Origin of the sequence: Pimelobacter simplex, from assembly GCF_900114845.1 — a bacterium.
GTDB lineage: Bacteria > Actinomycetota > Actinomycetes > Propionibacteriales > Nocardioidaceae > Nocardioides > Nocardioides simplex.
In genome coordinates this window covers 722,748-746,558 of record NZ_FOUK01000003.1, presented here as the reverse complement: position 1 = coordinate 746,558, position 23,811 = coordinate 722,748, and the positions used below count along the sequence as shown (strand labels likewise).

General features: G+C 73.2%; 23 protein-coding genes and 2 riboswitches. Of the genes, 12 read left to right on the top strand and 11 right to left on the bottom strand.

Features of this window, described 5'->3' with window-relative positions; translation table 11 throughout:
- Positions 1-6 precede the first annotated feature (6 nt).
- Complete coding sequence (locus BM223_RS16330) at positions 7-489, top strand: (2Fe-2S)-binding protein (RefSeq protein ID WP_038679769.1); 483 nt, start codon at positions 7-9, stop codon at positions 487-489.
- Here BM223_RS16330 and BM223_RS16325 read toward each other — a convergent pair.
- Genes BM223_RS16325 through BM223_RS16315 form a run of 3 tightly spaced genes read right to left on the bottom strand, consistent with a single transcriptional unit; the run spans position 479 to position 3,641 of the window.
- On the bottom strand, positions 479-1,894 hold the full coding sequence (locus BM223_RS16325; protein ID WP_038679767.1) for an amidase: 1,416 nt from the start codon (positions 1,892-1,894) through the stop codon (positions 479-481). The genes BM223_RS16330 and BM223_RS16325 overlap by 11 nt on opposite strands.
- Positions 1,891-3,366 carry a sodium:solute symporter family protein gene (locus tag BM223_RS16320; protein ID WP_052138769.1) on the bottom strand — a complete coding sequence of 492 codons (1,476 nt, stop codon included), beginning with the start codon at positions 3,364-3,366 and terminating at the stop codon, positions 1,891-1,893. Before BM223_RS16320 ends, BM223_RS16325 begins: the two co-directional genes overlap by 4 nt.
- On the bottom strand, positions 3,363-3,641 hold the full coding sequence (locus BM223_RS16315) for a hypothetical protein (protein ID WP_052138768.1): 279 nt from the start codon (positions 3,639-3,641) through the stop codon (positions 3,363-3,365). Before BM223_RS16315 ends, BM223_RS16320 begins: the two co-directional genes overlap by 4 nt.
- Positions 3,642-3,768: 127 nt before the next feature.
- On the opposite strand from BM223_RS16315, the gene BM223_RS16310 reads away from it, so the two are divergent.
- Positions 3,769-4,746, top strand: a complete 978-nt coding sequence (locus BM223_RS16310; protein WP_200886985.1) for an Lrp/AsnC family transcriptional regulator — start codon at positions 3,769-3,771, stop codon at positions 4,744-4,746.
- A 17-nt stretch (positions 4,747-4,763) separates the two neighbouring features.
- On the opposite strand, the gene BM223_RS16305 is transcribed toward BM223_RS16310, so the two are convergent.
- Genes BM223_RS16305 through gcvT form a run of 6 tightly spaced genes read right to left on the bottom strand, consistent with a single transcriptional unit; the run spans position 4,764 to position 10,704 of the window.
- The gene (locus BM223_RS16305) at positions 4,764-5,549 is read right to left on the bottom strand and encodes an SDR family NAD(P)-dependent oxidoreductase (RefSeq protein ID WP_038679763.1); all 786 of its coding nucleotides are present in this window, start codon (positions 5,547-5,549) and stop codon (positions 4,764-4,766) included.
- Positions 5,550-5,594: 45 nt separating this feature from the next.
- The gene (locus BM223_RS16300) at positions 5,595-6,977 is read right to left on the bottom strand and encodes an L-serine ammonia-lyase (protein ID WP_038679761.1); all 1,383 of its coding nucleotides are present in this window, start codon (positions 6,975-6,977) and stop codon (positions 5,595-5,597) included.
- A 4-nt stretch (positions 6,978-6,981) separates the two neighbouring features.
- Positions 6,982-7,911 carry a lipoyl synthase gene (lipA, locus tag BM223_RS16295; RefSeq protein ID WP_038679760.1) on the bottom strand — a complete coding sequence of 310 codons (930 nt, stop codon included), beginning with the start codon at positions 7,909-7,911 and terminating at the stop codon, positions 6,982-6,984.
- On the bottom strand, positions 7,911-9,185 hold the full coding sequence (locus BM223_RS16290) for a serine hydroxymethyltransferase (RefSeq protein WP_038679758.1): 1,275 nt from the start codon (positions 9,183-9,185) through the stop codon (positions 7,911-7,913). Before BM223_RS16290 ends, lipA begins: the two co-directional genes overlap by 1 nt.
- Positions 9,185-9,556, bottom strand: a complete 372-nt coding sequence (gene gcvH / locus BM223_RS16285; RefSeq protein WP_038679757.1) for a glycine cleavage system protein GcvH — start codon at positions 9,554-9,556, stop codon at positions 9,185-9,187. Before gcvH ends, BM223_RS16290 begins: the two co-directional genes overlap by 1 nt.
- 26 nt (positions 9,557-9,582) lie before the next feature.
- Positions 9,583-10,704, bottom strand: a complete 1,122-nt coding sequence (gene gcvT / locus BM223_RS16280; protein WP_038679755.1) for a glycine cleavage system aminomethyltransferase GcvT — start codon at positions 10,702-10,704, stop codon at positions 9,583-9,585.
- Positions 10,705-10,755: 51 nt separating this feature from the next.
- A riboswitch (glycine riboswitch) is annotated at positions 10,756-10,858 on the bottom strand.
- Positions 10,859-10,955, bottom strand: a riboswitch (glycine riboswitch).
- Between the two features lie 168 nt (positions 10,956-11,123).
- Here gcvT and BM223_RS28470 point away from each other — a divergent pair.
- The 8 genes from BM223_RS28470 (at position 11,124) to BM223_RS16240 (ending at position 19,343) form a co-directional block, all read left to right on the top strand.
- Positions 11,124-11,534, top strand: a complete 411-nt coding sequence (locus tag BM223_RS28470; protein WP_052138767.1) for a hypothetical protein — start codon at positions 11,124-11,126, stop codon at positions 11,532-11,534.
- Positions 11,495-13,030, top strand: a complete 1,536-nt coding sequence (locus tag BM223_RS16270; RefSeq protein ID WP_082003691.1) for an SDR family NAD(P)-dependent oxidoreductase — start codon at positions 11,495-11,497, stop codon at positions 13,028-13,030. The genes BM223_RS28470 and BM223_RS16270 overlap by 40 nt, the downstream gene beginning before the upstream one ends.
- Positions 13,031-13,149: 119 nt before the next feature.
- Positions 13,150-14,679, top strand: a complete 1,530-nt coding sequence (locus tag BM223_RS16265; protein ID WP_052138766.1) for an amino acid permease — start codon at positions 13,150-13,152, stop codon at positions 14,677-14,679.
- Positions 14,679-15,533, top strand: coding sequence for a glutamate ABC transporter substrate-binding protein (locus tag BM223_RS16260; RefSeq protein ID WP_038679753.1), 855 nt, complete (start codon positions 14,679-14,681; stop codon positions 15,531-15,533). The genes BM223_RS16265 and BM223_RS16260 overlap by 1 nt, the downstream gene beginning before the upstream one ends.
- A 3-nt stretch (positions 15,534-15,536) precedes the next feature.
- Positions 15,537-17,384 carry a putative nucleotidyltransferase substrate binding domain-containing protein gene (locus tag BM223_RS16255; protein WP_052138765.1) on the top strand — a complete coding sequence of 616 codons (1,848 nt, stop codon included), beginning with the start codon at positions 15,537-15,539 and terminating at the stop codon, positions 17,382-17,384.
- The gene (locus BM223_RS16250; RefSeq protein ID WP_038684641.1) at positions 17,381-18,202 is read left to right on the top strand and encodes a metallophosphoesterase; all 822 of its coding nucleotides are present in this window, start codon (positions 17,381-17,383) and stop codon (positions 18,200-18,202) included. Before BM223_RS16255 ends, BM223_RS16250 begins: the two co-directional genes overlap by 4 nt.
- 35 nt (positions 18,203-18,237) lie before the next feature.
- Positions 18,238-18,597, top strand: coding sequence for a UBP-type zinc finger domain-containing protein (locus tag BM223_RS16245; RefSeq protein WP_038679751.1), 360 nt, complete (start codon positions 18,238-18,240; stop codon positions 18,595-18,597).
- Positions 18,597-19,343 (top strand): endo alpha-1,4 polygalactosaminidase, encoded by a 747-nt coding sequence (locus tag BM223_RS16240; protein ID WP_052138763.1) that lies wholly within the window; start codon positions 18,597-18,599, stop codon positions 19,341-19,343. Before BM223_RS16245 ends, BM223_RS16240 begins: the two co-directional genes overlap by 1 nt.
- Positions 19,344-19,355: 12 nt before the next feature.
- Here the strand turns inward: BM223_RS16240 and BM223_RS16235 are convergent, their stop codons facing one another.
- Positions 19,356-19,874 (bottom strand): OsmC family protein, encoded by a 519-nt coding sequence (locus tag BM223_RS16235; protein WP_038679748.1) that lies wholly within the window; start codon positions 19,872-19,874, stop codon positions 19,356-19,358.
- Positions 19,875-20,114: 240 nt separating this feature from the next.
- On the opposite strand from BM223_RS16235, the gene BM223_RS16230 reads away from it, so the two are divergent.
- On the top strand, positions 20,115-21,587 hold the full coding sequence (locus BM223_RS16230) for a purine-cytosine permease family protein (RefSeq protein WP_052138762.1): 1,473 nt from the start codon (positions 20,115-20,117) through the stop codon (positions 21,585-21,587).
- Between the two features lie 5 nt (positions 21,588-21,592).
- Entirely contained in the window at positions 21,593-22,957 is a 1,365-nt protein-coding gene (locus BM223_RS16225) for a helix-turn-helix domain-containing protein (protein WP_038684637.1), read from the top strand.
- Positions 22,958-22,970: 13 nt separating this feature from the next.
- On the opposite strand, the gene BM223_RS16220 is transcribed toward BM223_RS16225, so the two are convergent.
- Complete coding sequence (locus BM223_RS16220) at positions 22,971-23,804, bottom strand: universal stress protein (protein ID WP_052138761.1); 834 nt, start codon at positions 23,802-23,804, stop codon at positions 22,971-22,973.
- Positions 23,805-23,811: the final 7 nt, after the last annotated feature.

The window sequence follows — 23,811 nt, the reverse complement described above, 5'->3', positions numbered from 1 at the left end:
CCTGCCATGCCCCAGCACACTTTCCAGCTCAACGGCGAGACCGTCACCGTCGACGTCGAGGACGACGTCCGGATCCTCTGGGTGCTGCGCGACGTCCTCGGCGTCACCGGCCCCAAGTACGGCTGCGGGATCAACGTCTGCAAGGCCTGCACCTCGCACCTCAACGGCAAGGCGTTCAACCCGTGCTCGGTGCGGGTCCAGGACGTCGGCCCCGACGACGAGATCACCACCATCGAGGGACTCGCTGACACCGTGCCCGGCGACGGGCTGCACCCGATGCAGGAGGCCTGGCTCGAGCACGACGTCGCCCAGTGCGGCTACTGCCAGCCCGGCCAGATCATGGCCGCGGTCGCCCTCGTGCGCCGGGTCCGCGAGGAGGACCGGGCGATCACCGAGGACGACCTCGACGCCATCCGCAACGTGTGCCGGTGCGGCACCTACTCCCGGATCCGGCAGGCGATCCGCACCGGGGCCGACCTCATGGGATGAGACCCGGACGCCGCTGGCCGGCCCCGGTGGCCTGCTCGAGCGCGTGGGCGACCTCGAGCGCACCGAGGTCGTCGCGCGGCGCGGCGACGACCTGGACGCCGACGGGCAGCCCGTCGTCCGAGAAGCCCACCGGGACGGCGGTCGCCGGGCACTCCGTCGCCGACACCAGGCAGGCGGCCATCATCCAGTCGAGGTAGTCCTCGACCGGGACACCGCCGACGGCGGCCGGGTACTCGAGGTCGGCGTCGAACGGCAGCGCCTGGCAGGCGGGGAGCACCAGGGCGTCGTACTCGGCGAAGAAGGCCTGGACCCGGCCGAGCAGTGCCGCGCGCAGCCGGCCCGCGCGGGCGAGGTCGTCGCCGGTGAGGGCGCGCCCGACCGCGACATTGCCGTGGATGGTCTGCTTGACCTGGTCCGGGGCGCGCTCGACGAGCGGGCCCAGGCCCATCAGGTAGTTGAGCCCGCGCAGGGTGCGGAAGACCTCCTCGGCGCCCGTGAAGTCGAGCGAGGTGCGCACGACGTCGGCCCCGAGCGCGCGCAGCGTCTCGGCCTGGGCGTCGACCACGGCCGCCACCTCGGGATCGACGGCGACGGCGCCGCCGAGGTCGGGGGAGACCGCGATCCGCTTGCCGTCGAGCCGGAGCGGCAGCCCGGTCAGGAACGTCCGGCCGGGCTCGGGCAGGCTCAGCGGCGCGCGCGGGTCGGGTCCGGCCTGGACTGCCAGCAGCAGCGCCGTGTCGGCGACCGTGCGCCCCATCGGGCCCTGGACGCCGAGCGTGTACCAGGGGTCACCCGCGGGCCAGGTCGGCACCCGGCCCGGCGCGGGCCGGTGGCCGACGACATTGCAGAACGACGCCGGGTTGCGCAGCGAGCCGCCCATGTCGCTGCCGTCGGCCAGCGAGACCATGCCGGTGGCGAGGGCCGCCGCGGCCCCGCCGCTGGAGCCGCCCGCCGAGCGGTCGAGCGCATAGGGGTTGCGGGTGAGGCCGAAGACCGGGTTGAAGGTGTGCGAGCCGGCGCCGAACTCGGGCACGTTGGTCTTGCCGACGACGACGGCGCCGGCGGCGCGCATCCGCTCGACGATCAGCTCGTCGGTGTCGGGGACGTGGTCGGCGAAGGCGGGCGAGCCGCTCGTCGTCCGCATCCCGCCGGTGGCGTGGAGGTCCTTCACGGCCAGGGTCAGGCCGTGCAGGGGGCCGAGCAGCCGGCCCGCCGCGAAGGCGTCGTCGGCCGCGGCTGCCGCCTTCTCGGCGGCCTCGGCGTCGAGGGTGACGATCGCGTTGACGTCGGGGTTGGTGGCCTCGATCCGGTCGAGCGAGGCCTGCAGCAGCTCGCGCGCGGAGAGCTCGCCGGAGCGGATCAGGCCGGCCTGCTCGGTGGCGGGGAGGTCGCAGAGGTGGGTCACGCGTTGCTCCTGGAGGTGGTGGTGTGGGGGTCGGCGTCGTCCTCGTCGAGGACGACGGTCCCGGAACGGCCCGCGGCCCGCAGGGCGAGCTCGACGACGGCGGCGACGGCGAGGTTGGCGCCCAGCGCGATGACACCGGGGTGGACGCCGTCGAGGTTCGGCGCGGTCGCGGTGATCTGCCACAGGACGAGCACGCCGACGACCAGTCCGCTGCACGCGGCGGGCAGGCCGAGGTGGCGGCGCCGGCCGATGGCCGCGAGGATCGCGGGCGCCAGCTGGGCCAGCCCGGCGAAGGTGAGCAGCAGCAGGTTGCCGAGCAGGTCGGGACGGGCCAGCGCGAGGTAGAGCGAGGCGGCGGTGGCGACGACCACGACGGAGTGGTTGAGCCAGAGCTTGGCGCGCTCGCTGCGCAGGCCGGCCACGTTGTGCGCGATCAGGCTCGACATCGACAGGCACAGGACGCCCGCGGGCACCATGGCCGACGACGCGGCCGCGACGGCGATGACGCCGGTCAGCCAGCCGGGCAGCGCGTCGTGGGCGAGCAGCAGCAGGACGCCGTTGCTGTCGTCGGGCCGCGGCTCGAGGTAGAGCCCGGCGAAGCCGATGATGACCGGCAGGATGATGACGACCTGGTAGATCGGCAGCCAGGTGAAGTTCTGGCGCAGCGGCTTCTTGCCCTTGGCCGACAGGTACGCCGGCCACTGGTGCGCGGTCGCCAGGCTGCCGACGGCGACCGCGCTGATCATCACGCCGGTCACCCACCACAGCTTCGTGAAGGTGCCGGTCTCGGTGTGGCTCGGCACGGTGAGCAGCTCGGGACGGTGCGCGGCGAGGTCGGCGAACATCGGCCCGATGCCGCCGGCGAAGTGCGCGGGCACCGCGATCACCAGGACGAGCATCGCGACGAGCATCAGCACGTCCTTGAGGTACGCCGTGTTGGCGATGCCGCGGATGCCCGACCAGAGCACGAAGGCGACCGTCAGCACGCCGGCCAGGATCATCGCCCAGGTGCGCCCCTGCTCGCTGCCGGTGAGCAGCAGCACGACGGCGCCGAGACCGGTGATCTGGATCTGCAGGTACGGCAGCAGGAAGACGACCGCGATGATGGCGGTGAACCGGCCGAAGCCCCGGGAGCGGTAGCGGTCGGCGAAGAAGTCGGCCTGGGTGAGGTAGCCGTGCCGGTGCCCGAGCTCCCACACCCGCGGGGTGAGGAAGTAGCAGGCGATGAAGGCGATCGGGAGGTAGGGGATCGCGTAGGTGGCCGCGACGCCGCCGGCGAACGCGAAGCCCGCCACGGCGAGGAAGGTGAAGGTCGTGAAGACCTCACCGGCCTGGAGGAACCACATCGTGTAGGCGCCGAAGCTGCGCCCGCCGACGGTCCACTCGGCCAGCGTGGCCGAGGGGCGGCGACGGCCGACGAAGCCGCACAGGGCGATGAGGACGCACCCGGCCAGGGTGACGGCGAGGATCATCGGGAGGCTCCCTCGGTGGGCTCGGCACCGGTGCCGTCGGCATCGATGTCGGCGTCGTCGTCGGTGTCGTCGTCGCGGCGGCCGCGCTCGACGAGGAGCAGCAGCGGCGTGATCGCGACGACCCAGAACGACGTCCACAGGAACAGCCGGGGCAGGCCGAGCACGAGTCCGGCGTTGTTGACGAAGGGCAGGTACACGCTGGCCAGCAGCGCGGCCACCGGGACCAGCAAGAGGGACGCCACGGCAGGGCTGCCGCGGCGGGGGGTGGGGCTCATGGTGCCTCCTGGGCGGACGGACGGAACGTCCAGATCCTGGGCGATCGTGGCGAATCTCGACAAGAACTCCGCGCCAAGTGGCGGATACCGCCACATCGGTGGCTGACATCACGTAGAGTGACCGCTCGTGGACCTGACCTCGCGCCGGGCACCGGCACCGCTCGACCTGCTCGACCGGCGCATCGTCGCCGCCCTCCAGGTCGACGGCCGCGCGTCGTGGCGCCTGGTCGCCGAGACGCTGGGCGAGCCGGAGCGGACCGTGACCCGGCGCGGGCACCGGCTGCTGGCCGAGGGCCTGGTCCGGGTGGTCGGCAAGCACGTGCGCGGGACCAGCCTGATCGCCCGGGCCCAGGCCGCGCCGGGCATGCTCCGGATGAGCACCCAGGCCTGGGCCGGTCGTGCCGACTCGACGTTCGTCTACCTGCTCAGCGGCGTGGCGGGCGCGGTCGCCGAGCTCTACTGCCCGCCGGCCCGGATGGCGAGCCTGGTCGTCGACGAGCTGCCCGGCACGCCGGGCGTCACCTGGTGCGCTACCTCGCCGGTGCTCCACTACTACAAGACCGTCCACGAGTGGCAGCCCGGCATCCTCTCGGACGACGAGGCCGGCGCGCTGCGCACCGGCGCGGGCGCGGTGCCCCAGGTGCCGCCGTCCAACGACGACACCCGGCTCAGCCCGACCGACCAGGTGCTGCTGCGCGCGCTGGCCGAGGACGGCCGGCAGACCTACGACGAGCTGAGCCGCGCCGCGCGGGTCTCCGAGAGCACGGCGCGGCGCCGGGTCGAGGCGCTGCGCGAGTCCGGCCAGGTCTACATCCGCGCCGTCGTCGACCCCGCCGTGATGGGACTCCCGGTGCACGCGCTGCTGTGGCTGCGCACCCCACCGGCGCACGTGGCCGAGGTCGGCACGGCGCTGGCGGCATCGCCGTACGTCCGCTACGCCAGCGGCCTGCTGGGGGAGTTCCAGCTGCTCGTCGAGGTGGCCGTCCCGACCCTCGGCGCGCTCCAGGAGCTCATCACCACCTCGGACTGGGCGGGCCACGTCCAGGGCCTGGAGACCTCGCTCGTGATCGAGACGCTCAAGTCCAGCCAGGTCGTCTACGCCTGAGGCGGCGCCGGCCCGGGCTACTGGGCCGTCATCCCGCCGTCGACCGGCACCACGCTGCCGGTCATGAAGCTCGCCTCGTCGCTGGCCAGGAAGAGCGCCACGTGGGCGATCTCGCGCGGCTCGCCGGGGCGTCCGATCGGCTGGAACGAGTCGATCGTGTCGTAGACCTGGGTCAGCCCGCCCATCATGTCGGCGTGGGCGTGGTTGATCGGGGTGTCGACCCAGCCCGGGCAGATGACGTTGCAGCGGATGCCCTGCTTCGCGTAGTCGAGGGCGATGCCCTTGGTCAGCATCACGCTCGCGCCCTTGCTGGCCGAGTAGACGGTGAGGAAGGGCTCGCTGACGATGCCGTTGACGCTCGACACGTTGACGATCGAGCCGCCGCCCTGGGCGAGCATGTGCGGGATGACGGCGCGGGCGCCGTACAGCTGGCCCTTGACGTTGACGTCGAGGGTGCGGTCGATGACCTCGTCGCTGACCTCGTGGAGCAGTCCGGGCAGGTTGACCCCGGCATTGCTCACGAGGACGTCGACCCGGCCCCAGGCGGTGACGGTGTCGGCGACCATCGCCTCGACCGAGGACCGGTCCGCGACGTCGGTGGTGGTCGCGATCGCCTCGCCGCCGGCGGCGACCACGGCCGCGGCCGTCCGGGCCGCGCGCTCGCCGTCGAGGTCGGCGCAGGTGACCCGGCCGCCCTCCTCGCCGAGGCGCAGCGCGGTGGCCTCGCCGATGCCGGAGCCGGCGCCGGTGACGATGCAGACCTTGCCGGCGACCCGGCCGTTCGATCCGTGGGTGGTGCTCATGTGCGGTGGTCGTGCCTTTCCCGAGAGAGGTGGTGGGGGGAGTGCTCAGCACTCGATCACGTTGACGGCGAGGCCGCCGCGCGAGGTCTCCTTGTACTTGGTCTTCATGTCGGCGCCGGTCTCGCGCATGGTCTTGAGCGCCTTGTCGAGGCTGACCTTGTGCGAGCCGTTGCCGTGGCTGGCCAGCCGGGCGGCGTTGATCGCCTTGACCGACGCGATCGCGTTGCGCTCGATGCAGGGGATCTGGACGAGCCCGCCGACCGGGTCGCAGGTGAGGCCGAGGTTGTGCTCGATGCCCACCTCGGCGGCGTTCTCGACCTGCTCCGGGGAGCCGCCGAGCACCTCGCAGAGGGCGCCCGCGGCCATGGCGCAGGCCGAGCCGACCTCGCCCTGGCAGCCGACCTCGGCACCCGAGATCGACGCATTGGTCTTGGCCAGGATGCCGATCGCGGCGCCGGTGAGCAGGAAGCGGACGATGCCGTCGTCGACCTCCTCCGGCGCGCGGCCGGCCGCCACGAACCGCACCCAGTAGTGCAGGACGGCGGGGACGATGCCGGCCGCGCCGTTGGTCGGCGCGGTGACGACGCGCCCGCCCGAGGCGTTCTGCTCGTTGACGGCGAGCGCGTAGAGGTTGACCCAGTCCATGACGTCGAGCGGGTCGGCGCCGCCGCGGGCCTGCAGCCGGGTGTAGAGCTCGGGCGCGCGCCGGGGGACCCGCAGCCCGCCCGGCAGCACGCCCTCGCGGTGGCAGCCCTCCTCGACGCACAGCGCCATCACCCGCCAGATCTCCAGCAGCCCGGCGCGCACGTCGTCCTCGGTGCGCCAGGTGAGCTCGTTGGCGAGCATCACGTCGGAGACGCTCATCTGCTCGCGCTCGCAGACGGCGAGCAGCTCGGCGCCGGTGCTGAACGGGTACGGCAGCACGGTGTCGTCGGTGACCACCCGGTCGGCGCCGGCCTGGTTCTCGTCGACGACGAAGCCGCCGCCCACCGAGTAGTACGTGCGGGCCCGCAGCACGGCGCCGTCGGCGTCGTAGGCGGTGAAGATCATGCCGTTGGGGTGGGCCGGCAGCGACTGGCGCCGGTGCATGACCACGTCGTCCGTCTCGAAGCGGATCTCGTGGGTGCCGGCCAGCTGCAGCCGCCGGCGCTCGAGGATGGCGGCCACCCGGGCGTCGTAGGTCGTGGTGTCGGTGGTCGCCGGGTCGTCGCCCTCGAGCCCGAGGATGACGGCCTTGACCGAGCCGTGCCCGTGCCCGGTCGCGCCGAGCGAGCCGAACAGCTCGGCGCGGACCCGGTCGACCGCACCGATCTCGCCGTCCGTCGCGAGGCCCTCGGCGAACGTGTGCGCCGCGCGCATCGGCCCGACCGTGTGGGACGACGACGGCCCGATGCCGATCGAGTAGAGGTCGAAGACGCTCAGTGCCACGTGATCACAGGCTTCTGCGTTCCATGGCTCGACGGTACAACCGCCCGGCCCGGTAGGAGGAGCGCACGAGGGGGCCGGAGAGGACGCCGCTGAACCCGATCTCGTCGGCCTCGGTGGCGAGCTCGACGAACTCCTCGGGCTTGACCCACCGCTCCACGGGGTGGTGCCGCGGCGACGGGCGCAGGTACTGGGTGATGGTGACCAGCTCGCAACCCGCCTCGTGGAGGTCGCGCAGGGCCTGGGAGACCTCCACGCGGGTCTCACCCATGCCGAGGATCAGGTTCGACTTCGTCACCAGTCCGAAGGCACGGGCCTGGGTGAGGACGTCGAGGGAGCGCTCGTAGCGGAACGCGGGCCGGATCCGCTTGAAGATCCGCGGCACGGTCTCGACGTTGTGCGCCAGCACCTCCGGCCGGGACTCGAAGACCTCGGCGAGCAGCTCGGGGCGGCCGTTGAAGTCGGGGATGAGGTTCTCGACCCCGGTCTCGGGATTCAGTGAGTGGATGGCGCGGACGGTCTCGGCGTAGAGCCAGGCGCCGCCGTCGGGCAGGTCGTCGCGGGCGACGCCGGTGATGGTGGCGTACTTGAGGCCCATGGTCTGCACGGATTCGGCGACGCGGCGGGGTTCGTCGCGGTCGAGGGGTTGGGGTTTGCCGGTGTCGATCTGGCAGAAGTCGCAGCGTCGGGTGCACTGGTCGCCGCCGATGAGGAAGGTGGCTTCGCGGTCCTCCCAGCACTCGAAGATGTTGGGGCAGCCGGCTTCCTGGCAGACGGTGTGGAGTCCTTCGGACTTCACCAGCTTCTGCAGCGCGGTGTACTCGGGACCCATCTTCGCCTTGGTCTTGATCCACGACGGCTTGCGCTCGATCGGGGTCTCGGCGTTGCGGACCTCGAGCCGGAGGAGCTTGCGCCCCTCCGGCACGACGGCGGTCATCAGAGCCCCGGGTAGAGCGGGTGCGCGGCGGCGAGGGCGGCGACGCGCTCGCGGAGCTTCGCGGCCGCGCCCTCGTCGTAGGTCGGCTTGAGCGCCTCGGCGATCACGTCGGCGACCTCGGCGAACGCGTCGGCGCCGAAGCCGCGGGTGGCCAGGGCCGGCGTCCCGATGCGCAGGCCGGAGGTCACCATCGGCGGGCGCGGGTCGAACGGGACCGCGTTGCGGTTGACCGTCAGGCCGATGCCGTGGAGGCGGTCCTCGGCCTGCTGGCCGTCGAGGGCGGAGTCGCGCAGGTCGACGAGGACGAGGTGGACCTCGGTGCCGCCGGTGAGCACGGAGACGCCCGCCTCGACCACGTCGGGCCGGGTCAGCCGCTCGGCGATGATCCGGGCGCCCTCGAGGGTGCGCTCCTGGCGCTCCTTGAAGTCCGGCGACGCCGCCATCTTGAACGCGACCGCCTTGGCCGCGACGACGTGCTCCAGCGGGCCGCCCTGCTGGCCGGGGAAGACCGCGCTGTTGATCTTCTTGGCCAGCCCGGCCTTGCTGAGGATGACGCCGCCGCGCGGGCCGCCCAGCGTCTTGTGGGTGGTCGTCGTGACGACGTCGGCGTGGGGGACCGGGCTCGGGTGCAGGCCGGTCGCGACCAGGCCGGCGAAGTGGGCCATGTCGACCATCAGGTAGGCGCCGACCATGTCGGCGATCCGGCGGAACTCGGCGAAGTCGAGCTGGCGCGGGTACGCCGACCAGCCGGCCACGATCAGCTTCGGCTCGTGCTCCAGCGCGAGCCGCTCCACCTCGGCCATGTCGACCCGGAAGTCGGTCTCGTCGACGTGGTAGGCCACCACGTCGTACAGCTTGCCGGAGAAGTTGAGCCGCATGCCGTGGGTCAGGTGACCACCGTGGGCGAGGTCGAGCCCGAGGATCGTGTCGCCCGGGTCGAGCAGCGCGAACATCGCGGCGGCGTTGGCCTGCGCGCCGGAGTGCGGCTGCACGTTGGCGGCCTCGGCGCCGAAGAGCTCCTTGACCCGGTCGATCGCGAGCTGCTCGACGACGTCGACGTGCTCGCAGCCACCGTAGTAGCGGCGGCCGGGGTAGCCCTCGGCGTACTTGTTGGTGAGGACCGAGCCCTGCGCCTCCATCACCGCGACGGGGGCGAAGTTCTCGGAGGCGATGAGCTCGAGCGTGCCCTGCTGGCGCGCGAGCTCGGCGGTGATGGCGGCGTGGACGTCGGGGTCGAAGCTCGCCAGCGACTCGTCGAGCACCGGGGTGCCCATCACGCGTCCAGGAGCGCGTCGTAGGCGGCGGCGTCGAGCAGCTCGCCGGTCTCGGCGACCTTGACGACGAACAGCCAGCCGGCGCCGAAGGGGTCGGAGTTGACGAGGCTCGGGTCCGCGTCGACGGCCTCGTTGACCTCGACCACCTCGCCGGTGACGGGCGCGTAGAGGTCGCTGACCGACTTGGTCGACTCCAGCTCGCCGCAGGACTCGCCGGCGGTGATGGTGGCGCCGACCTGCGGGAGGTCGACGTACACGACGTCGCCGAGGGCGTCCGCGGCGAAGGCGGTGACGCCGACCCGGGCGAGCTCGCCGTCGAGGGCCAGCCACTCGTGCTCGGCGGTGTAGCGGAGGTTCGTGGGGTTGCTCATCGTGGTTCTCCTGGGAAGGTCGGTGGTCAGCGGGTGCGGGAGTAGAACGGGAGGGCGACGACCTCGGCGTCCTCGAGGGTGCCGCGCAGCGACACGGCGAGGCGGGTGCCCGGCTCCGCGAGCGCCGGCGGCACGTAGGCCATCGCGATCGGCCGCTCCAGCGTCGGGGACGGCGAGCCGCTGGTGACGACGCCGACCTCGGCGCCCGTCGCGGGGTCGTGCACCGGGTAGCCGGCGCGCGGCGAGCGCCGCCCGCTCGCCACCAGGCCCACGAGGACCCGCTGCGGACCCTCCTCCTTGCGCCGCGCGAGCGCGGCGTCTCCGACGAAGCCCTCCGGCTTGTCGAGGACGACGACCCGCCCGAGGTTCGCCTCGAAGGGCGTGGTCTCCCGGCTCAGCTCGTTGCCGTAGAGCGGCATGCCCGCCTCGAGCCGCAGCGTGTCGCGGCACGCCAGCCCGGCCGGGACCAGCCCGTGCCCCGCGCCGGCCTCGGTGAGCGCGGCCCAGATCGCCGCGGCGTCGTCCGGCCGGCAGTAGATCTCGAAGCCGTCCTCGCCGGTGTAGCCGGTGCGCGCCAGCAGCACGTCGATCCCGGCGACGGTGCCGGCGTCGATCGCGTAGTACTTGAGGTCGGGGACGTGGAGGTCGGTCAGCCCCGCGACGATCGCCGCGGCCTCGGGCCCCTGGACCGCCAGCAGCGCCCAGTCGGCGGACGCGTCGCGGACCTCGACGTCGTACCCCTGGGCGCGGCTGGCGAGCTCGGGCGCCACCACGGCGACATTGCTCGCGTTGGCGACGACGAGGTAGTGCTCGTCAGCGAGCCGGTAGACGACCAGGTCGTCGATGATCCCGCCGTCCTCGGCGCAGATCATGGAGTAGCGCGCCCGGCCCACCCCGATCGCCGACGGCCGGCCCACCAGTGCCCGGTCGAGCGCGGCCCCGGCCCCGGGCCCGGTCAGCTCGATCTCGCCCATGTGGGTGAGGTCGAAGAGCCCGGCCTGGGTGCGGACGGCGCGGTGCTCCGCGGTCTCCGAGCCGTACCGGACCGGCATCTGCCAGCCCGCGAAGTCGGTGAACGACGCACCGAGCGCCAGGTGCACGTCGTGCAGCGGCGTGAGCCGCGGGGTCCCTGCAGGGATCGTGGTCATTGGGAGGCTTCCTCGTAGGGCACGGCCGACGCCGCGCTCGTGGTTGGGTTGCCTCCCCGCTCTGTCATCGCTACCTGAGAGCTTCACCGTCCGGTCGGACGGCTTGCACCGTGGGTGCGGACCGGTGGATCCGGTCCGACTTTCCAGAGTTCGCCTCGTCCCAGCGGTCAGGGTGCCTGAGAGATTCTTGGGGAGATTTGCTCCTTCGGCGCCCCGGCCTCGTGGGCCGGAGACTCTCCCGCTGGGGTTCGAACAGCGCGATGTGGAGTTGTGCCGCTGAGCCTAGGAGGCGACGGGGGTGGGGTCAACGCGGCGGGCCGGTGGGGTGCGCGAAGTGCGGGGGTTGCGGGTGCGAGGTGTGGGGGTTGCGGGGGTGAGGTCGGCCGGTTGCGGGTCGCGACTCCCCGTAGGGTCACGGGGTGGACCGCAGTACGTCGCCCGCGGGCGACCCCGAGGATGCCGACGCCTGGTTCGTCTCCGACGACGCCACCAGCTCCGGCTCCGACGGGTTCGCTCCTGACGAGTTCGAGCGGATCAGCCTCGAGGCCGCGGTGGGGCCGGAGCAGGAGGCGGCGGTCCGGGAGTTCTGGCGGGGGCACCGGGTGGTGGTGATGTCGGTGCGGGGGGAGTACGCCTACCTCGCCGTCCGTGAGGACGACGGCGCGGTGGTGCACGGTGCCGAGCCCGAGTTCGAGGAGACGACGGTGGTGGCCGGGAGCCTGGCTGGGCTCCGGGCGCAGGTGGCGGGGGAGATGCCGCTGCACCCGCTGGTCGCGCGTACGATTCCGCAGTGCCCAGCCCGTACTTCGTCGACCCCTCCGAGCAGCTGAGCGGGATCGACCCCGACGAGCTCGCGATCACTCTCAAGGTGCTGGGGCAGCTGCCGCAGCTGCCGCCGGACCATGACGACATCCGCACGGTGAAGCGGGCGGCGTCGTACATGTACAAGATGATCAAGCGGGCGCGGCGGGCCGAGATCCGGATGGAGCGGCAGAAGCACGACCAGGAGATCATCGAGAAGACGGCGACCGGCTCGGCGATGCGGATCGACGACGAGACGGCGGGCATCCCGCTGGTCTCGACGGCGCAGGGCGCGTTCGCGGGTGAGCTGCTGACGGCGCGCGGCTGCTACATCTGCAAGGAGGACTTCACCCTCGTCGACGCCTTCTACCACTGGCTGTGCCCGCGCTGCGCGGCGATGAGCCACGCCAAGCGCGACCAGCGCACCGACCTGACGGGCAAGCGGGCGCTGCTGACCGGTGGGCGGGCGAAGATCGGGATGTACATCGCGCTGCGGCTGCTGCGCGACGGCGCGCACACCACGATCACGACGCGCTTCCCCAAGGACGCCGTCCGGCGCTTCGCCGCGATGGAGGACTCCGCCGACTGGCTGCACCGGCTCAAGGTGGTGGGGATCGACCTGCGCGATCCCACGCAGGTGATCTCGCTGACCGACGACGTCGCGGCCGACGGCCCGCTCGACATCATCGTCAACAACGCCTGCCAGACCGTACGACGCCTCCCCGGCGCCTACTCCCACCTCATCGACGGCGAGAACGCCCCGCTGCCCTCGGCCGACGACCTCGGGGTGAAGGCGCTGCCCGAGATGGTGACGTTCGACCGGATCTCCGAGGCGCACCCGGCGGCGATCGCCGGTGCGCTGTCGACGACGGCGGTGGCGCACCACGACGGCGAGTCCGCCGAGGCGGCGGTGGCGGCGCACAACGCGGCGTCCCTGACGGCGCTGGCGCTCAAGGCGGGCCATGCGTCCCTGGAGCAGCACCTGGCCGGGACGGCGATCGACGCGGGCGGGCTGATCCCCGACATCCAGGACAACAACTCGTGGACCCAGGTGCTCGACGAGGTCGACCCGCTGGAGCTGCTCGAGGTGCAGTTCTGCAACTCGATCGCGCCGTTCCTGATCAACTCCCGGCTGCGCCCGGCGTTGCGGGCCGCCGTGCAGAACGGGGCGCGGCGGGCCTACATCGTCAACGTGTCGGCGATGGAGGGGCAGTTCTCGCGCCGCTACAAGGGGGCGGGGCACCCGCACACCAACATGGCGAAGGCCGCGCTCAACATGATGACCCGGACGTCGTCGGGCGAGATGTTCGAGACCGACAAGATCCTGATGACCGCCGTCGACACCGGCTGGATCACCGACGAGCGGCCGCACCACGAGAAGCTCCGGATCGCCGCCGAGGGCTGGCACGCACCGCTCGACCTGGTCGACGGTGCGGCCCGTGTGTACGACCCGATCGTGCGCGGCGAGGCGGGCGAGGACCTGTACGGCTGCTTCGTCAAGGACTACGCGCCCTCGCCCTGGTGATCGTCGCGCGCCGACGCGCCGGGTGAGTCCTTGTCAGGTGGCGCGTCGCGGGTGGACGATGCGCGGACGCGACCTTGCGCCGGCCACTCGGGGCCGGTGCTGCCTCGAGGAGTGTGCGCATGACTGCAGTGGAAGGCGCCCACTCGGCGCTCGACGCCGAGCAGGTCGGGTACAAGCAGACGCTCGGCCGGCGACACGTCCAGATGATCGCGATCGGCGGGGCCATCGGCACCGGCCTGTTCCTGGGCTCGGCCAGCCGGCTGCACAGCACCGGCCCGGCGCTGATCTTCAGCTACGCGTTCGTGGGGGTGATCGCCTACTTCCTGATGCGGGCCCTCGGCGAGCTGGTCCTGCACCGGGCGACGTCGGGGGCGTTCGTCTCCTACATGCGGGAGTTCTACGGCGAGCGCGCGGCGTACGTGACGGGCTGGATGTACTGGCTCAACTGGGCGCTCACCGGGATCGCCGAGCTGTCCGCCGTCGGCCTCTACATGCAGTACTGGTTCCCGGACCTGCCCAAGTGGATGACGGTCCTCGTCGCGCTCGCGGTGGTGCTGACCATCAACCTGCTCTCGGCGCGGGCGTTCGGTGAGTTCGAGTTCTGGGCCGCGATCCTCAAGGTCGCCGCGATCGTCGTCTTCCTGATCGTCGGGCTGGTCGTGGTGGTCGGCCACTTCGACATCGGCGGGCACGAGGCGGGGGTGCAGAACCTCTGGAGCAACCCGGGCGGGTTCTGGCCGACCGCGGGCGGCTTCGACTGGTACGGGCCGATCCTGGTGATGTCGGGCGTCATCTTCGCCTACGCGGCGATCGAGATGGTCGGCGTCGCGGCGGGGGAGATGGAGAACCCCGAGCGCGAGGTTCCGAAGGCCGTCAACGCGGTGATCATGCGGATCGCCGTCTTCTACTGCGGCTCGATCCTGCTGCTCGTCTCGATGCTGCCGACCAGCGAGTTCGTGCCCGGGATCAGCCCGTTCGTCACCGTCTTCGACCGCCTCGGCCTCAACTGGATGGGCGCCGCGATCCAGGTCATCCTCATCATCGCGGCCATGTCGAGCCTCAACTCGGGCCTCTACTCCACCGGCCGCGTGCTGCGCAGCCTCGGCATGTCGAAGCAGGCGCCGTCGTTCACGCTGAAGATGAGCGCCTCGGGCGTCCCGTGGGCCGGGATCGTGATGACGTCGGTCGTCTACGTCTTCGGCGCGCTGCTCAACGCCCTCGCCGAGCACGCCTTCGAGATCGCGCTCGAAGCGGCCGCGATCGGCGTCGTGTTCACCTGGGCCTCGATCTTCCTGTGCCAGATCCGGCTGCGCCGGCTCTCCGACCGCGGCGTCATCCCACCCAGTCCGTTCCCGGCGCCGTTCTCGCCGTGGACGTCGATCGTCGGGCTGGTCTTCCTGGCGCTGGTGATCGTCGGCATGGCGATCTCGGGATGGCAGGCCTCGCCGTACTTCTGGGAGAAGACCAACTTCCTCGTCGTGGTGATCGGCATCCCGGTCATCGCGCTGGTGCTGGGGATCGGCTGGCTCTACGCCCGCCCGAAGGTGGTCGCCGACACCGGCGGCCGGATGCAGTCGGTGTGGACGGACGACGGCCCGCGCTATGCCGACGAGGAGCCACTGCCGCCGACCGGAAGGGAGGAGCGCTGATGCGGACGACGATCCGCCGGCGCGGGGCGAGCACGCTCGTGCTCGCCGCGCTGGTCAGCACCGTGCTCACCGCGTGCGGCAGCGACGGCGAGGTCAAGAAGCCCGACCTCGTCGAGGGCGCCCAGCAGGGCGGCTCGCTGACCATCGGCATCTCCTACGACGAGCCCGGCGTCGGGCTCGAGAAGAACGGCTCCTACAGCGGGTTCGACGTCACGACCGCGACCTACGTGGCCGAGGCGCTCGGCGTCGACCCTGCCGACATCACCTGGGTCCGGGCCGACCCCGGCGAGCGCGAGAAGCTGCTCGAGAGCGGGCAGGCCGACCTGGTGTTCGCGACGTACTCGATCACCGACGAGCGCAAGCAGGTCGTCGACTTCGCCGGCCCCTACTTCGTCGCCCACCAGGACCTGCTGATCCGGCGCAACGACACCGAGATCACCGGGCCCAAGACGCTGCACGGCCGGGTGCTGTGCTCGGTCACGGGCACCACGTCGTCGGCGTACGTCAAGGAGCACTACAAGGGCGACATCACGCTCCAGGAGTACCCCCGCTACTCGGCATGCGTCGAGGCGCTGCTCGACGGGAAGGTCGACGCGGTCACCACGGACGACCTGATCCTCGCGGGCTACGCCGCCGAGGACCGCTACCGCGGCAAGCTCAAGGTCGTCGGCGACGGCTTCACCGACGAGCGCTACGGCGTCGGCGTCAAGAAGGGCGACACGGCGCTGGTCGAGAAGGTCGACGCCGCTCTGAAGCAGTACGTCGACGACGGCTCGTGGCGCGCCGCGCTCGAGCAGTCCGTCGGTGGCTCGGGCTACGACATCCCGGACCCGCCGACGCCCGGCACGGCCTGAGCCGTGGCCGCCGTCCCCCAGGCGGTCGAGGCGGCCGAGGTGCTCGCCGCGACCGCTCCCTTCGACCAGCTCGACGCCGGCGCGCTGCGCGAGCTCGCCCGTGACGCGCGGGTCGAGGAGCACGACGACGGCGTCGTCCTGCTCGACGCGTTCACCGCGATGCCGCGCCACGTGCACGTGATCCGCTCGGGCCGGGTCGGACTGTGGGTCGAGCCGGAGAGCGCGACCGACGAGCCGGACCTGGTGCTCGGTCCTGGCGACGTCTTCGGGCTCGACGCGACCCTGACCGGACGCGCGATCGGCCCGCTCGCGGTCGCGTCCGGCCCGGTGAGCGTGCTGCGGCTGCCGGCCGCGCGGGTCTCCGCGCTGCTGGCGGGCGAGCGTCCGGTCGTCGTGCCGGACCGGCTGGCCGGTCCGCCCGTCTCCGAGTCCCCGGCATACGTCGTCGTGGACGAGCTGGTCGTCAGCCGGCCGGTGGTTGCCGCGCCGGGCGACCGGGTGGTCGACGTGGCCCGGCGGATGACGGAGGCCGACCACGGGTACGCCGCCGTCGAGCTGCCCGGGGGCTGGGGGATGGTCACCGACCGGATGCTGCGCGAGCGGGTGCTGGCCGGCGACGTCACGGCCGAGACCGCGGTCGGCGACCTGGTCGCGGGCGAGACGCCCGACCAGGTGGTGAGCGGTGAGTCGGCGGCCACGGCGCTGATCCTGCTGCTCGACCGGCGTGCCGACTACGTCCTGGTCGTCGACCGCGACGGGACGCTGCGCGGAGCCGTCGAGCCGCGCGACTTCGTCGTCTCGTCGACCACCGCCGGCGTCTCGCTGCACGAGCAGCTGCGCCGCGCCGCGACGGTCGAGGAGCTCCAGGAGCGGGCGCGCGGCATCCCCGGCGTCCTCGTGACGCTGCTCGACGGGGGCCTCGCGTCGGCCAAGGTGATCACCGTCCACACGGCCCTGCTCGACACGACCGTGCGACGCATGGTCGAGCTCGTCTTCGCCCGGCACCCGGCGCTCGACCCCGACGCCTTCACCTGGCTCTCGCTGGGCAGCAACGGCCGTGGCGAGGCGGTCCCCAGCTCGGACATCGACTCGGCAGCGGCCTTCGACGACCGGGTCACCGCCGACGACATCGTGCGCTACCGGCACGTCTTCGCCGAGGTCAACGACGGGCTCGCCGCCGCGGGGCTCACCAGCGACCGGCACGGCGCGACCGCGTCCCGGCCGCTGTTCGCGCGGACCAACGCCGCCTGGCGAGCGGCCGGCCGGCAGTGGCTCGCCGCGCCGGCCAGCAACAACGGGGCGATGATGACGTCGCTGCTCGTCGACGGCCGCCCGATCTACGGCGACCCGGGCCTGCCGGCCGTGACCGGCGTGTTCGCCGGCCTGCGCGAGCACCCGGGCACGATGCGGCTGCTGCTCCAGGAGTCGCTGTCACGGCGGGCCCGGCTGCGCTCGCTGCGCGACGTGCTCGCCGGACGGCGGACCGGCTTCGACCTCAAGTCCCACGCGCTGCTGCCCATCGTCAACCTCGCCCGCTGGGCCGCGCTCAGCGTGGGATCCCCGGCGCTGCCGACCACCGAGCGGCTGCGGGCCGCCGCCGGGTCGACCGCGCTACCGGCGGCGCAGGCGCTCGCGCTCGTCGAGGTCTTCGAGGTGCTGCAGCGGATCCGGCTGCGGCACCAGCTGCGCCAGGTCGAGCAGGGCGTCGCGCCCGGCGACCGGGTCGACCTCACCGCCGTCTCGGCGATCGACCGCAGCATCATCACCCGCGCCGTGCGCGAGATCGCCGCCGTGCAGCGGCGCCTCGACAACATCGCCCTGTACGACGACCCGGAGTCGTGGGGCCGGTGAGCACCCGCTACGCGGTGATCGGCGACGTCGGCGGGCACGCCGGGGCGCTGCGCGCCGAGCTCGCCCGGCTCGGGGTGCCCGACGAGGGGCGCGGTCCGATCCCCGACGGACTGGTCGTCGTCCAGGTGGGGGACCTGGTGCACCGCGGCCCCGAGTCCGAGGAGGTGGTCCGCCAGGTCGACGGCTACCTGCGCCGCCAGCCGGGGCGCTGGGTGCAGCTCATCGGCAACCACGAGGCGCAGTACGTCCGCCCGGCCACGTTCCAGTGGCCCACCCCGCTCGACCCGGCGGCGGCCGACCGGGTGCGCGCCTGGTGGCGCGAGGGCCTGATGGTCCCGGCCGCCGTCCTCGCGCCGGACGTGCTCGTCACCCATGCCGGCGTCACGGCGCCCTTCTGGCGCGCGGTGCTCGGCGCGCCGCGCACCGCGGACGAGATCGCCGAGGCGCTCGCCGCCCTGGCCCGCGCCGACGATCCCGCGCTGTTCCGGGCCGGCGCGATGCTCCAGGGACGCGAGCCCGACCCGCGGGCCGGCCCGCTGTGGGCGGCCGCGGCGAGCGAGCTCGTGCCCTCGTGGGCCGGCACGCCGCTCCCGGTCGACCAGGTGCACGGGCACTCGTCGGCGTACGACTGGGGCAGCGGGTCCTGGCGTCTCGCCCCCGAGCTCGTCCCGCACGCGCACCTCGACGCGGACGCGCGCCACGTCACCATCGAGCTCGCCGGGGGCCGGATCGTGGGCGTCGACCCGGACCACGGTGCGACCGCGCACCCGCACTGGCGGGCCTGGGAGCGCACCGCCCCCGGACCGGACACCGGCTAGCGGCCGGTGCGTCGTCCGGGCGTAGATTTGCCGGCATGGCCGACGAGACCCCCGACTCCCCGCCGATCGCCACCGACGTCCCGCCCAGCGGTCCCGGCTGCGCCGACTGCGACGCCGCCGGAGGGTGGTGGGTCCACCTGCGCAGGTGCGCGGCCTGCGGTCACGTGGGCTGCTGCGACAGCTCGCCGGCCCAGCACGCCTCGGCGCACTTCCGGGCGAGCGGGCACCCGCTCATCCAGTCGTACGAGCCGGGTGAGGACTGGTTCTGGGACTACGCGAGCAACGACTACTACGAGGGCCCGGCGCTCGCGCCGCCGACCAGCCACCCTGACGACCAGCCCGCGCCCGGGCCGCGTGGCCGGGTGCCCGCCGACTGGCGGACGCAGATCCACTGATGCTGCACGCGCTCCTCCTCGGCCTCGTGCTCGCGCTCGGGACCGGGCCCACGGTGACGCCGCCGCCCGGCGGCATGGACGTCGACTACCAGCTCGGTGGCGTCGTCGCGCCCGCGCCGAACGTCGGCGTGGTGGTCCGCGACCGGCGGGCCGCGCCGGCGCCCGGCGTCTACAACGTCTGCTACGTCAACGGCTTCCAGACCCAGCCGGACGAGGCCCGGCTCTGGCGCCGCCACCCCGGCCTGGTGCTGCGCCGCGGTGGACGTCCCGTCGTCGACGAGGCGTGGGGCGAGTGGCTGCTCGACCTGCGCACGCCGGCCAAGCGCCAGCGCCTCGCCGCGATCGTCGGCCGCTGGATCGACCGCTGCGCCCGCGACGGCTTCGACGGCGTCGAGCTCGACAACCTGGACTCGTTCACGCGCAGCCACGGCCTGCTGAAGGCACGCCACGCCAAGAAGTACGCGCGCCTGCTCACCCGCCGCGCCCATGCCGCCGGGCTCGCGGTCGCCCAGAAGAACTGGGCCGACCTCGACGGACGCCGGCTGGGCTTCGACTTCGCTGTCGCCGAGGAGTGCGGTCGCTACGACGAGTGCGGGGCCTACGTCGCGACGTACGGCGACCGGGTGCTGGTCGTCGAGTACCGCCGGCGCGACTTCCGCCGCACCTGCGCGGAGTACGGCGACCGGCTCGGCGTCGTCCTGCGCGACCGGGACCTGAGGCCCCGCGGGGTCCGGGCCTGGTGCTGAGCCGGGCGCGGCTCAGGCGAGGGCGACCTCGACCGGGACCGCGCTGCGCAGGGTGTGCCCGACCGGTGAGCTGGCGAGCACCCGGTCGTGCAGCGCCTCGAGGTCCGCGCGGCTCGCGGGGGAGTCGATGGTGACCGTGGCGCGGATGGAGTCGAAGCCGGCATGGCCCTCGGTGAGCCCGAGGAACACGTGCAGGTCGAGGTCGCCGCGCAGGTCGACCCGGAGGTCGCGCAGCTCGATCCCCGCCACGCTCGCGTTGGCGGCGTAGCCGACGGCGAGGCAGTTGCCGAGCGCGCCGAGCAGCTGCTCGACCGGGTTGGGCGCGGTGTCGCCGCCGCCGAGGGCGGGCGGCTCGTCGGAGGGGACGGGCGCGAACGAGCGGACGGCGGCCTCGGAGGTGAAGGCGCCGGTCCAGGTGACGTGCGCGGCCCAGGTGGTCCGGGCGGCGGCCGGGTCGGCCTCGACGGCCTGGACGAGGGAGCCGACGGCGGCGAGGTCGACGCCGTTGAGGTCGGTGCTGAGGGAGGTCATGGGTTAACTGTAGTGATCGACTCATATTTCACGAGAGGTCCGCGGGAGGTCCTGCCGCGGTGGCTGGCGGGACCTGCCGGAGGGCCGGCGTTGTGGATTCCTACGACGGATCCGGCCCGCGTTGGAGGATCACTCCCTCCCGGTCGGGTGTGACCGCCCTCACGATGAGGAGGGCCGGACTGACTGCATGACCAGTCAGTCCTCTCATCCGGAGCACGCAGCGACAGCAAGGAGCACGCCATGGCGCACGCGGCGGACGCCTCGATCACCATCGAGCAGCACGGCGTCGACACCATCCCCGACGCCGACCGCACCGGTCGCCCCCGCGACGTGGTGACCATCCTGATCGGCTCCAACCTGTGCCTGGGCGTCGTCATCTTCGGCTGGCTGCCCGCGACCTTCGGCCTGAGCTTCTGGGAGAGCGTCACCGCGCAGGTCGCCGGCACCCTGCTCGGCTGCCTCCTCGTCGCACCGCTCGCCCTCGTCTCGTTCCGCACCGCCACCAACCTGTCGACGAGCAGCGGCGCCCAGTTCGGCGTCCGCGGCCGGCTGCTCGGCTCGGCCATCGGGCTCCTGCTCTCCCTGGGATACGCCGCCCTGACGGTCTGGACCGGCGGCGCCGCCGTCGTCGGCCCGCTGGCCCGGCTGCTCGGGACGCCGGGCGGCGACGCGGCGTACGCCGTGGGCTACGTCGTGCTCGCGGCCGGCTCGATCCTCGCGGCCGTCTTCGGCTACCGCCTGCTGACCCGGATGAGCTCGTTCCTCGCGGTCATCATGAGCGCGCTGATGCTCGCCGGCGTGATCGCGCTGGCGCCGCGCTTCGACCCCGCGCCGGTGCTCGCCGGCGGGTACCTGCTCGGCGACTTCTGGACCACCTGGCTCCTCGTCCTCGTGGCCGTCGGCATCTCCGGGCCGATCGCGTTCATCACGCTCCTCGGCGACTACACCCGCTACGTCTCGCCGCAGCGCTACTCGCAGCGCCGGGTCCTCGTCGCATCGACCGGCGGGATGGTCGCCGGCGTCCTCATCGCCCAGCTGTTCGGCACCTTCACGGCCTTCGCCGCCCGCGACGCCGGTGACTACGTCGGCGGTCTGGTCGCCGCGGCCCCGTCCTGGTTCCTGGTGCTGCTGCTGGTCAACGGGATCTTCGGCACCGTCGGTAACGCGGGCGTGCTGCTGTACTCGATGGGCCTCGACCTCGACGCGATCGTGCCCAAGGTCAGCCGGGTCCAGTCGACGACGGTCGCCGGGCTCGTCGCCACCGCGCTCGTGTTCGCCGGCTACTTCCTCTGGGACGCCGCCGACGCCGTCACCGCCTTCGTGCTGCTGATGACCGCGGCCGGGACGCCGTGGGCCGTCATCACGCTCATCGGCTTCCGCCGCTCCCGCGGGGTGTACGACGCCGACGCGCTCCAGGTCCTCAACCGGCGCTCGCGCGGCGGCGCCTACTGGTTCACCCACGGCTTCTCGGTCCCGGCCGTCGTCGCCTGGGCGCTCGGCACGGTCGTCGGCCTGCTGTCGGTCGACACCACGATCTGGCACGGCCCGCTCATCGAGGTCACCGGTGGGATCGACCTCAGCCCGCTGCTCGCCGGCCTCACCGGCGGCCTCGCCTACGTCGCGCTGACCCGGGGACACGCCCGCGCCGCGGCTCCGGCGGAGCCGTCCCGGCCGGTCGCTGCGGCGGAGGAGGCACCGGCTCTCCTACGATGAGCGGCGTGCTGGTCGAGGAGCTGGTCCGCGACCCCGAGCTGGACCTCCGGGTCGAGACCGAGGGCAACCTCGGCCTCCCCGTGCGCTGGGTGCACATCATCGAGGTGGCCGACCCGGGGCAGTTCCTGCGCGGTGGCGAGGTCGTCCTGACGGCGGGGGCGTGGCGCTCCAGCGGCCTGGGCGCGGCCGACTACGTCGCCCGGGTGGCCGCGGCCGGTGCGGCGGCGCTCGGCTACGGCCTGGTCGCCGCCGACGAGCCCTGGCCCGACGACGTCGTCGCGGCCGCGGCGGAGCACGGGCTGACCTGCTTCGTGGCACCGGTGTCGACCCCGTTCGTGGCGATCGTCGAGCGCTTCGTCGCCAGCAAGCGCACCGAGTGGGAGGCGCCGCTGCGCCGCCAGCTCGACCACCACGCGGCGATGGTCTCGGCGCTGCGGGCCGAGCGCGGGCCGGGCTCGGTGCTGCGCGTCCTGGGCCGGCTGCTCGGCCGGCCGGTGGCGCTGCGCGCGCAGGGGGTCGGGTACGGCGAGGCGCCCGAGCCGTCGTACGAGGTGCCGTTGATCGGCGCCGGTCTCGCCGACGCCTCCCTGCTGCTGCCCGAGGAGATGGACCAGCTCGACGTCGGCCTGCAGGCCGCGGTCTCCACCGCGATGCCGTTCCTCGCGCTCGAGCTGGAGCGCGAGCGCGCCATCCGGGCGACCGAGCGCCGCTACGCGCTCGAGGTGCTCGACTGGATCGAGTCCGGCGTCGGCGACCAGGCGGCGATCGCCCACCGGCTCGCCCTGCTGGGCTTCCCGGCCGACGCCGGTGCCGGCGTCCTCGCGCTCGTCGTCCGGGGGCTCGGCGTCCAGGCCGTCGACGACCTGGTCCGGCCCGGCAGCCTCGTCGTCGAGCGCTCGGGCGAGGTGGTGGTCATCGCCACCCAGGCGCCCGACGCCGTCGCCACCGACGGCTACGTCGGCGTCGGGCGACGCGGCCCCACCGACGACCTGCGGGTCAGCATCCTGCAGGCCCGCAAGGCCGTCGAGGCACTGGAGTCACGCGGGCGACCGGGCTGGCTCTCCCACGACCAGCTCGCCAGCCCGACCCTGCTGCTCGACCTGCAGGACCCGGCGCTGCTGCGCGCGACCGGCGAGGCCGTGCTCGGCCGGCTGCTCGCCGCGGACGCCGAGCGCGGCAGCGACCTGCTGCACACGCTCACCGTCTTCCTCGACCACGGCGGCCGCTGGCAGGAGACCGCCGACGAGCTGCACGTCCACATCAACACGCTGCGCCACCGGCTCAAGCGGGTCGAGGAGCTGACCGGGCGCAGCCTCGCCTCGACGGCCGACCGGGTCGACCTGTTCCTCGCGCTGCGCGTGCACCGCTGAGGGCGGTCGGTCCTCAGCCGCGCGGCACCGGCACCACGGCGACCGTCGTCCGGGCCCGCTCGACCACCGCGGTCGCGATCGAGCCGACGGCCAGCCGGCCGACCGAGTCGAGCGGGTGCCGGCCGACGACGACCAGGTCCCACGGGGCCGAGCGTCCGCCGAGCACCTCGTCGACGAGGCCGTGGGTGACCCGGAGGGTGACCGGGACGTCCGGGTACTTCTCGCGGAAGCCGGCGACGGACTCGGCCAGCAGCAGGTGGGCCTCGTCGCCCTCGCCGAGGTCGAGGTCCTCGACCCGGACGTTGCGGAGCCCGGCCACGGCGGCCATCACGTCCCACACGCAGTGGACGACGGTGACCGGCAGGCCGTGCAGCGCCGCGTGGGTGAAGCCGAGCTCGAGCACGGGTCCTGACTCGGGGGTCCCGTCGACGCCGATGAGGACGCCGGCGCCCGGTCCGTCCTCGGCCGGCGGTCGGCACACGACGACGGGGCAGAGGGCGAGCCGGCTGACCGCGGTGCTGACCGAGCCGAGGAGCATGCTGCGGACCGTGCCGCGGCCGCGGGAGCCGAGCACGATCATGGACGCCTCCGTCGAGAGCTCGACGAGGACGCCGCGCGGGTCACCGGGCGCGCTCAGGCCGACGACCTCGGCGTCGGGGGCGGCCTCGGCCACGCGGCGGACGGCGTCGGCGTTGATCGCCTCGGCGTCGCCCTCGTCGGCGGTCACGACGACCACGGGACGGTGCTCGGCCCGGGCCTGAGCGGCGGCCCACAGGAGGGCGCGGTCGGCGTGCGTCGAGCCGTCGGCGGCGACGACGATGCTGCCGGGGTGGAGGGTGGGGTGCATCGGGTTC

What these genes read in the sequence shown, in the direction of transcription:
- BM223_RS16330 (WP_038679769.1), top strand. Translation starts at nt 7, where the DNA reads ATGCCCCAGCACACTTTCCAGCTCAACGGCGAGACCGTCACCGTCGAC.
- BM223_RS16320 (WP_052138769.1), bottom strand. Translation starts at nt 3,366, where the DNA reads ATGATCCTCGCCGTCACCCTGGCCGGGTGCGTCCTCATCGCCCTGTGC.
- BM223_RS16315 (WP_052138768.1), bottom strand. Translation starts at nt 3,641, where the DNA reads ATGAGCCCCACCCCCCGCCGCGGCAGCCCTGCCGTGGCGTCCCTCTTG.
- BM223_RS16305 (WP_038679763.1), bottom strand. Translation starts at nt 5,549, where the DNA reads ATGAGCACCACCCACGGATCGAACGGCCGGGTCGCCGGCAAGGTCTGC.
- lipA (WP_038679760.1), bottom strand. Translation starts at nt 7,911, where the DNA reads ATGACCGCCGTCGTGCCGGAGGGGCGCAAGCTCCTCCGGCTCGAGGTC.
- BM223_RS16290 (WP_038679758.1), bottom strand. Translation starts at nt 9,185, where the DNA reads ATGGGCACCCCGGTGCTCGACGAGTCGCTGGCGAGCTTCGACCCCGAC.
- gcvH (WP_038679757.1), bottom strand. Translation starts at nt 9,556, where the DNA reads ATGAGCAACCCCACGAACCTCCGCTACACCGCCGAGCACGAGTGGCTG.
- gcvT (WP_038679755.1), bottom strand. Translation starts at nt 10,704, where the DNA reads ATGACCACGATCCCTGCAGGGACCCCGCGGCTCACGCCGCTGCACGAC.
- BM223_RS16265 (WP_052138766.1), top strand. Translation starts at nt 13,150, where the DNA reads ATGACTGCAGTGGAAGGCGCCCACTCGGCGCTCGACGCCGAGCAGGTC.
- BM223_RS16260 (WP_038679753.1), top strand. Translation starts at nt 14,679, where the DNA reads ATGCGGACGACGATCCGCCGGCGCGGGGCGAGCACGCTCGTGCTCGCC.
- BM223_RS16245 (WP_038679751.1), top strand. Translation starts at nt 18,238, where the DNA reads ATGGCCGACGAGACCCCCGACTCCCCGCCGATCGCCACCGACGTCCCG.
- BM223_RS16240 (WP_052138763.1), top strand. Translation starts at nt 18,597, where the DNA reads ATGCTGCACGCGCTCCTCCTCGGCCTCGTGCTCGCGCTCGGGACCGGG.
- BM223_RS16235 (WP_038679748.1), bottom strand. Translation starts at nt 19,874, where the DNA reads ATGACCTCCCTCAGCACCGACCTCAACGGCGTCGACCTCGCCGCCGTC.
- BM223_RS16230 (WP_052138762.1), top strand. Translation starts at nt 20,115, where the DNA reads ATGGCGCACGCGGCGGACGCCTCGATCACCATCGAGCAGCACGGCGTC.
- BM223_RS16220 (WP_052138761.1), bottom strand. Translation starts at nt 23,804, where the DNA reads ATGCACCCCACCCTCCACCCCGGCAGCATCGTCGTCGCCGCCGACGGC.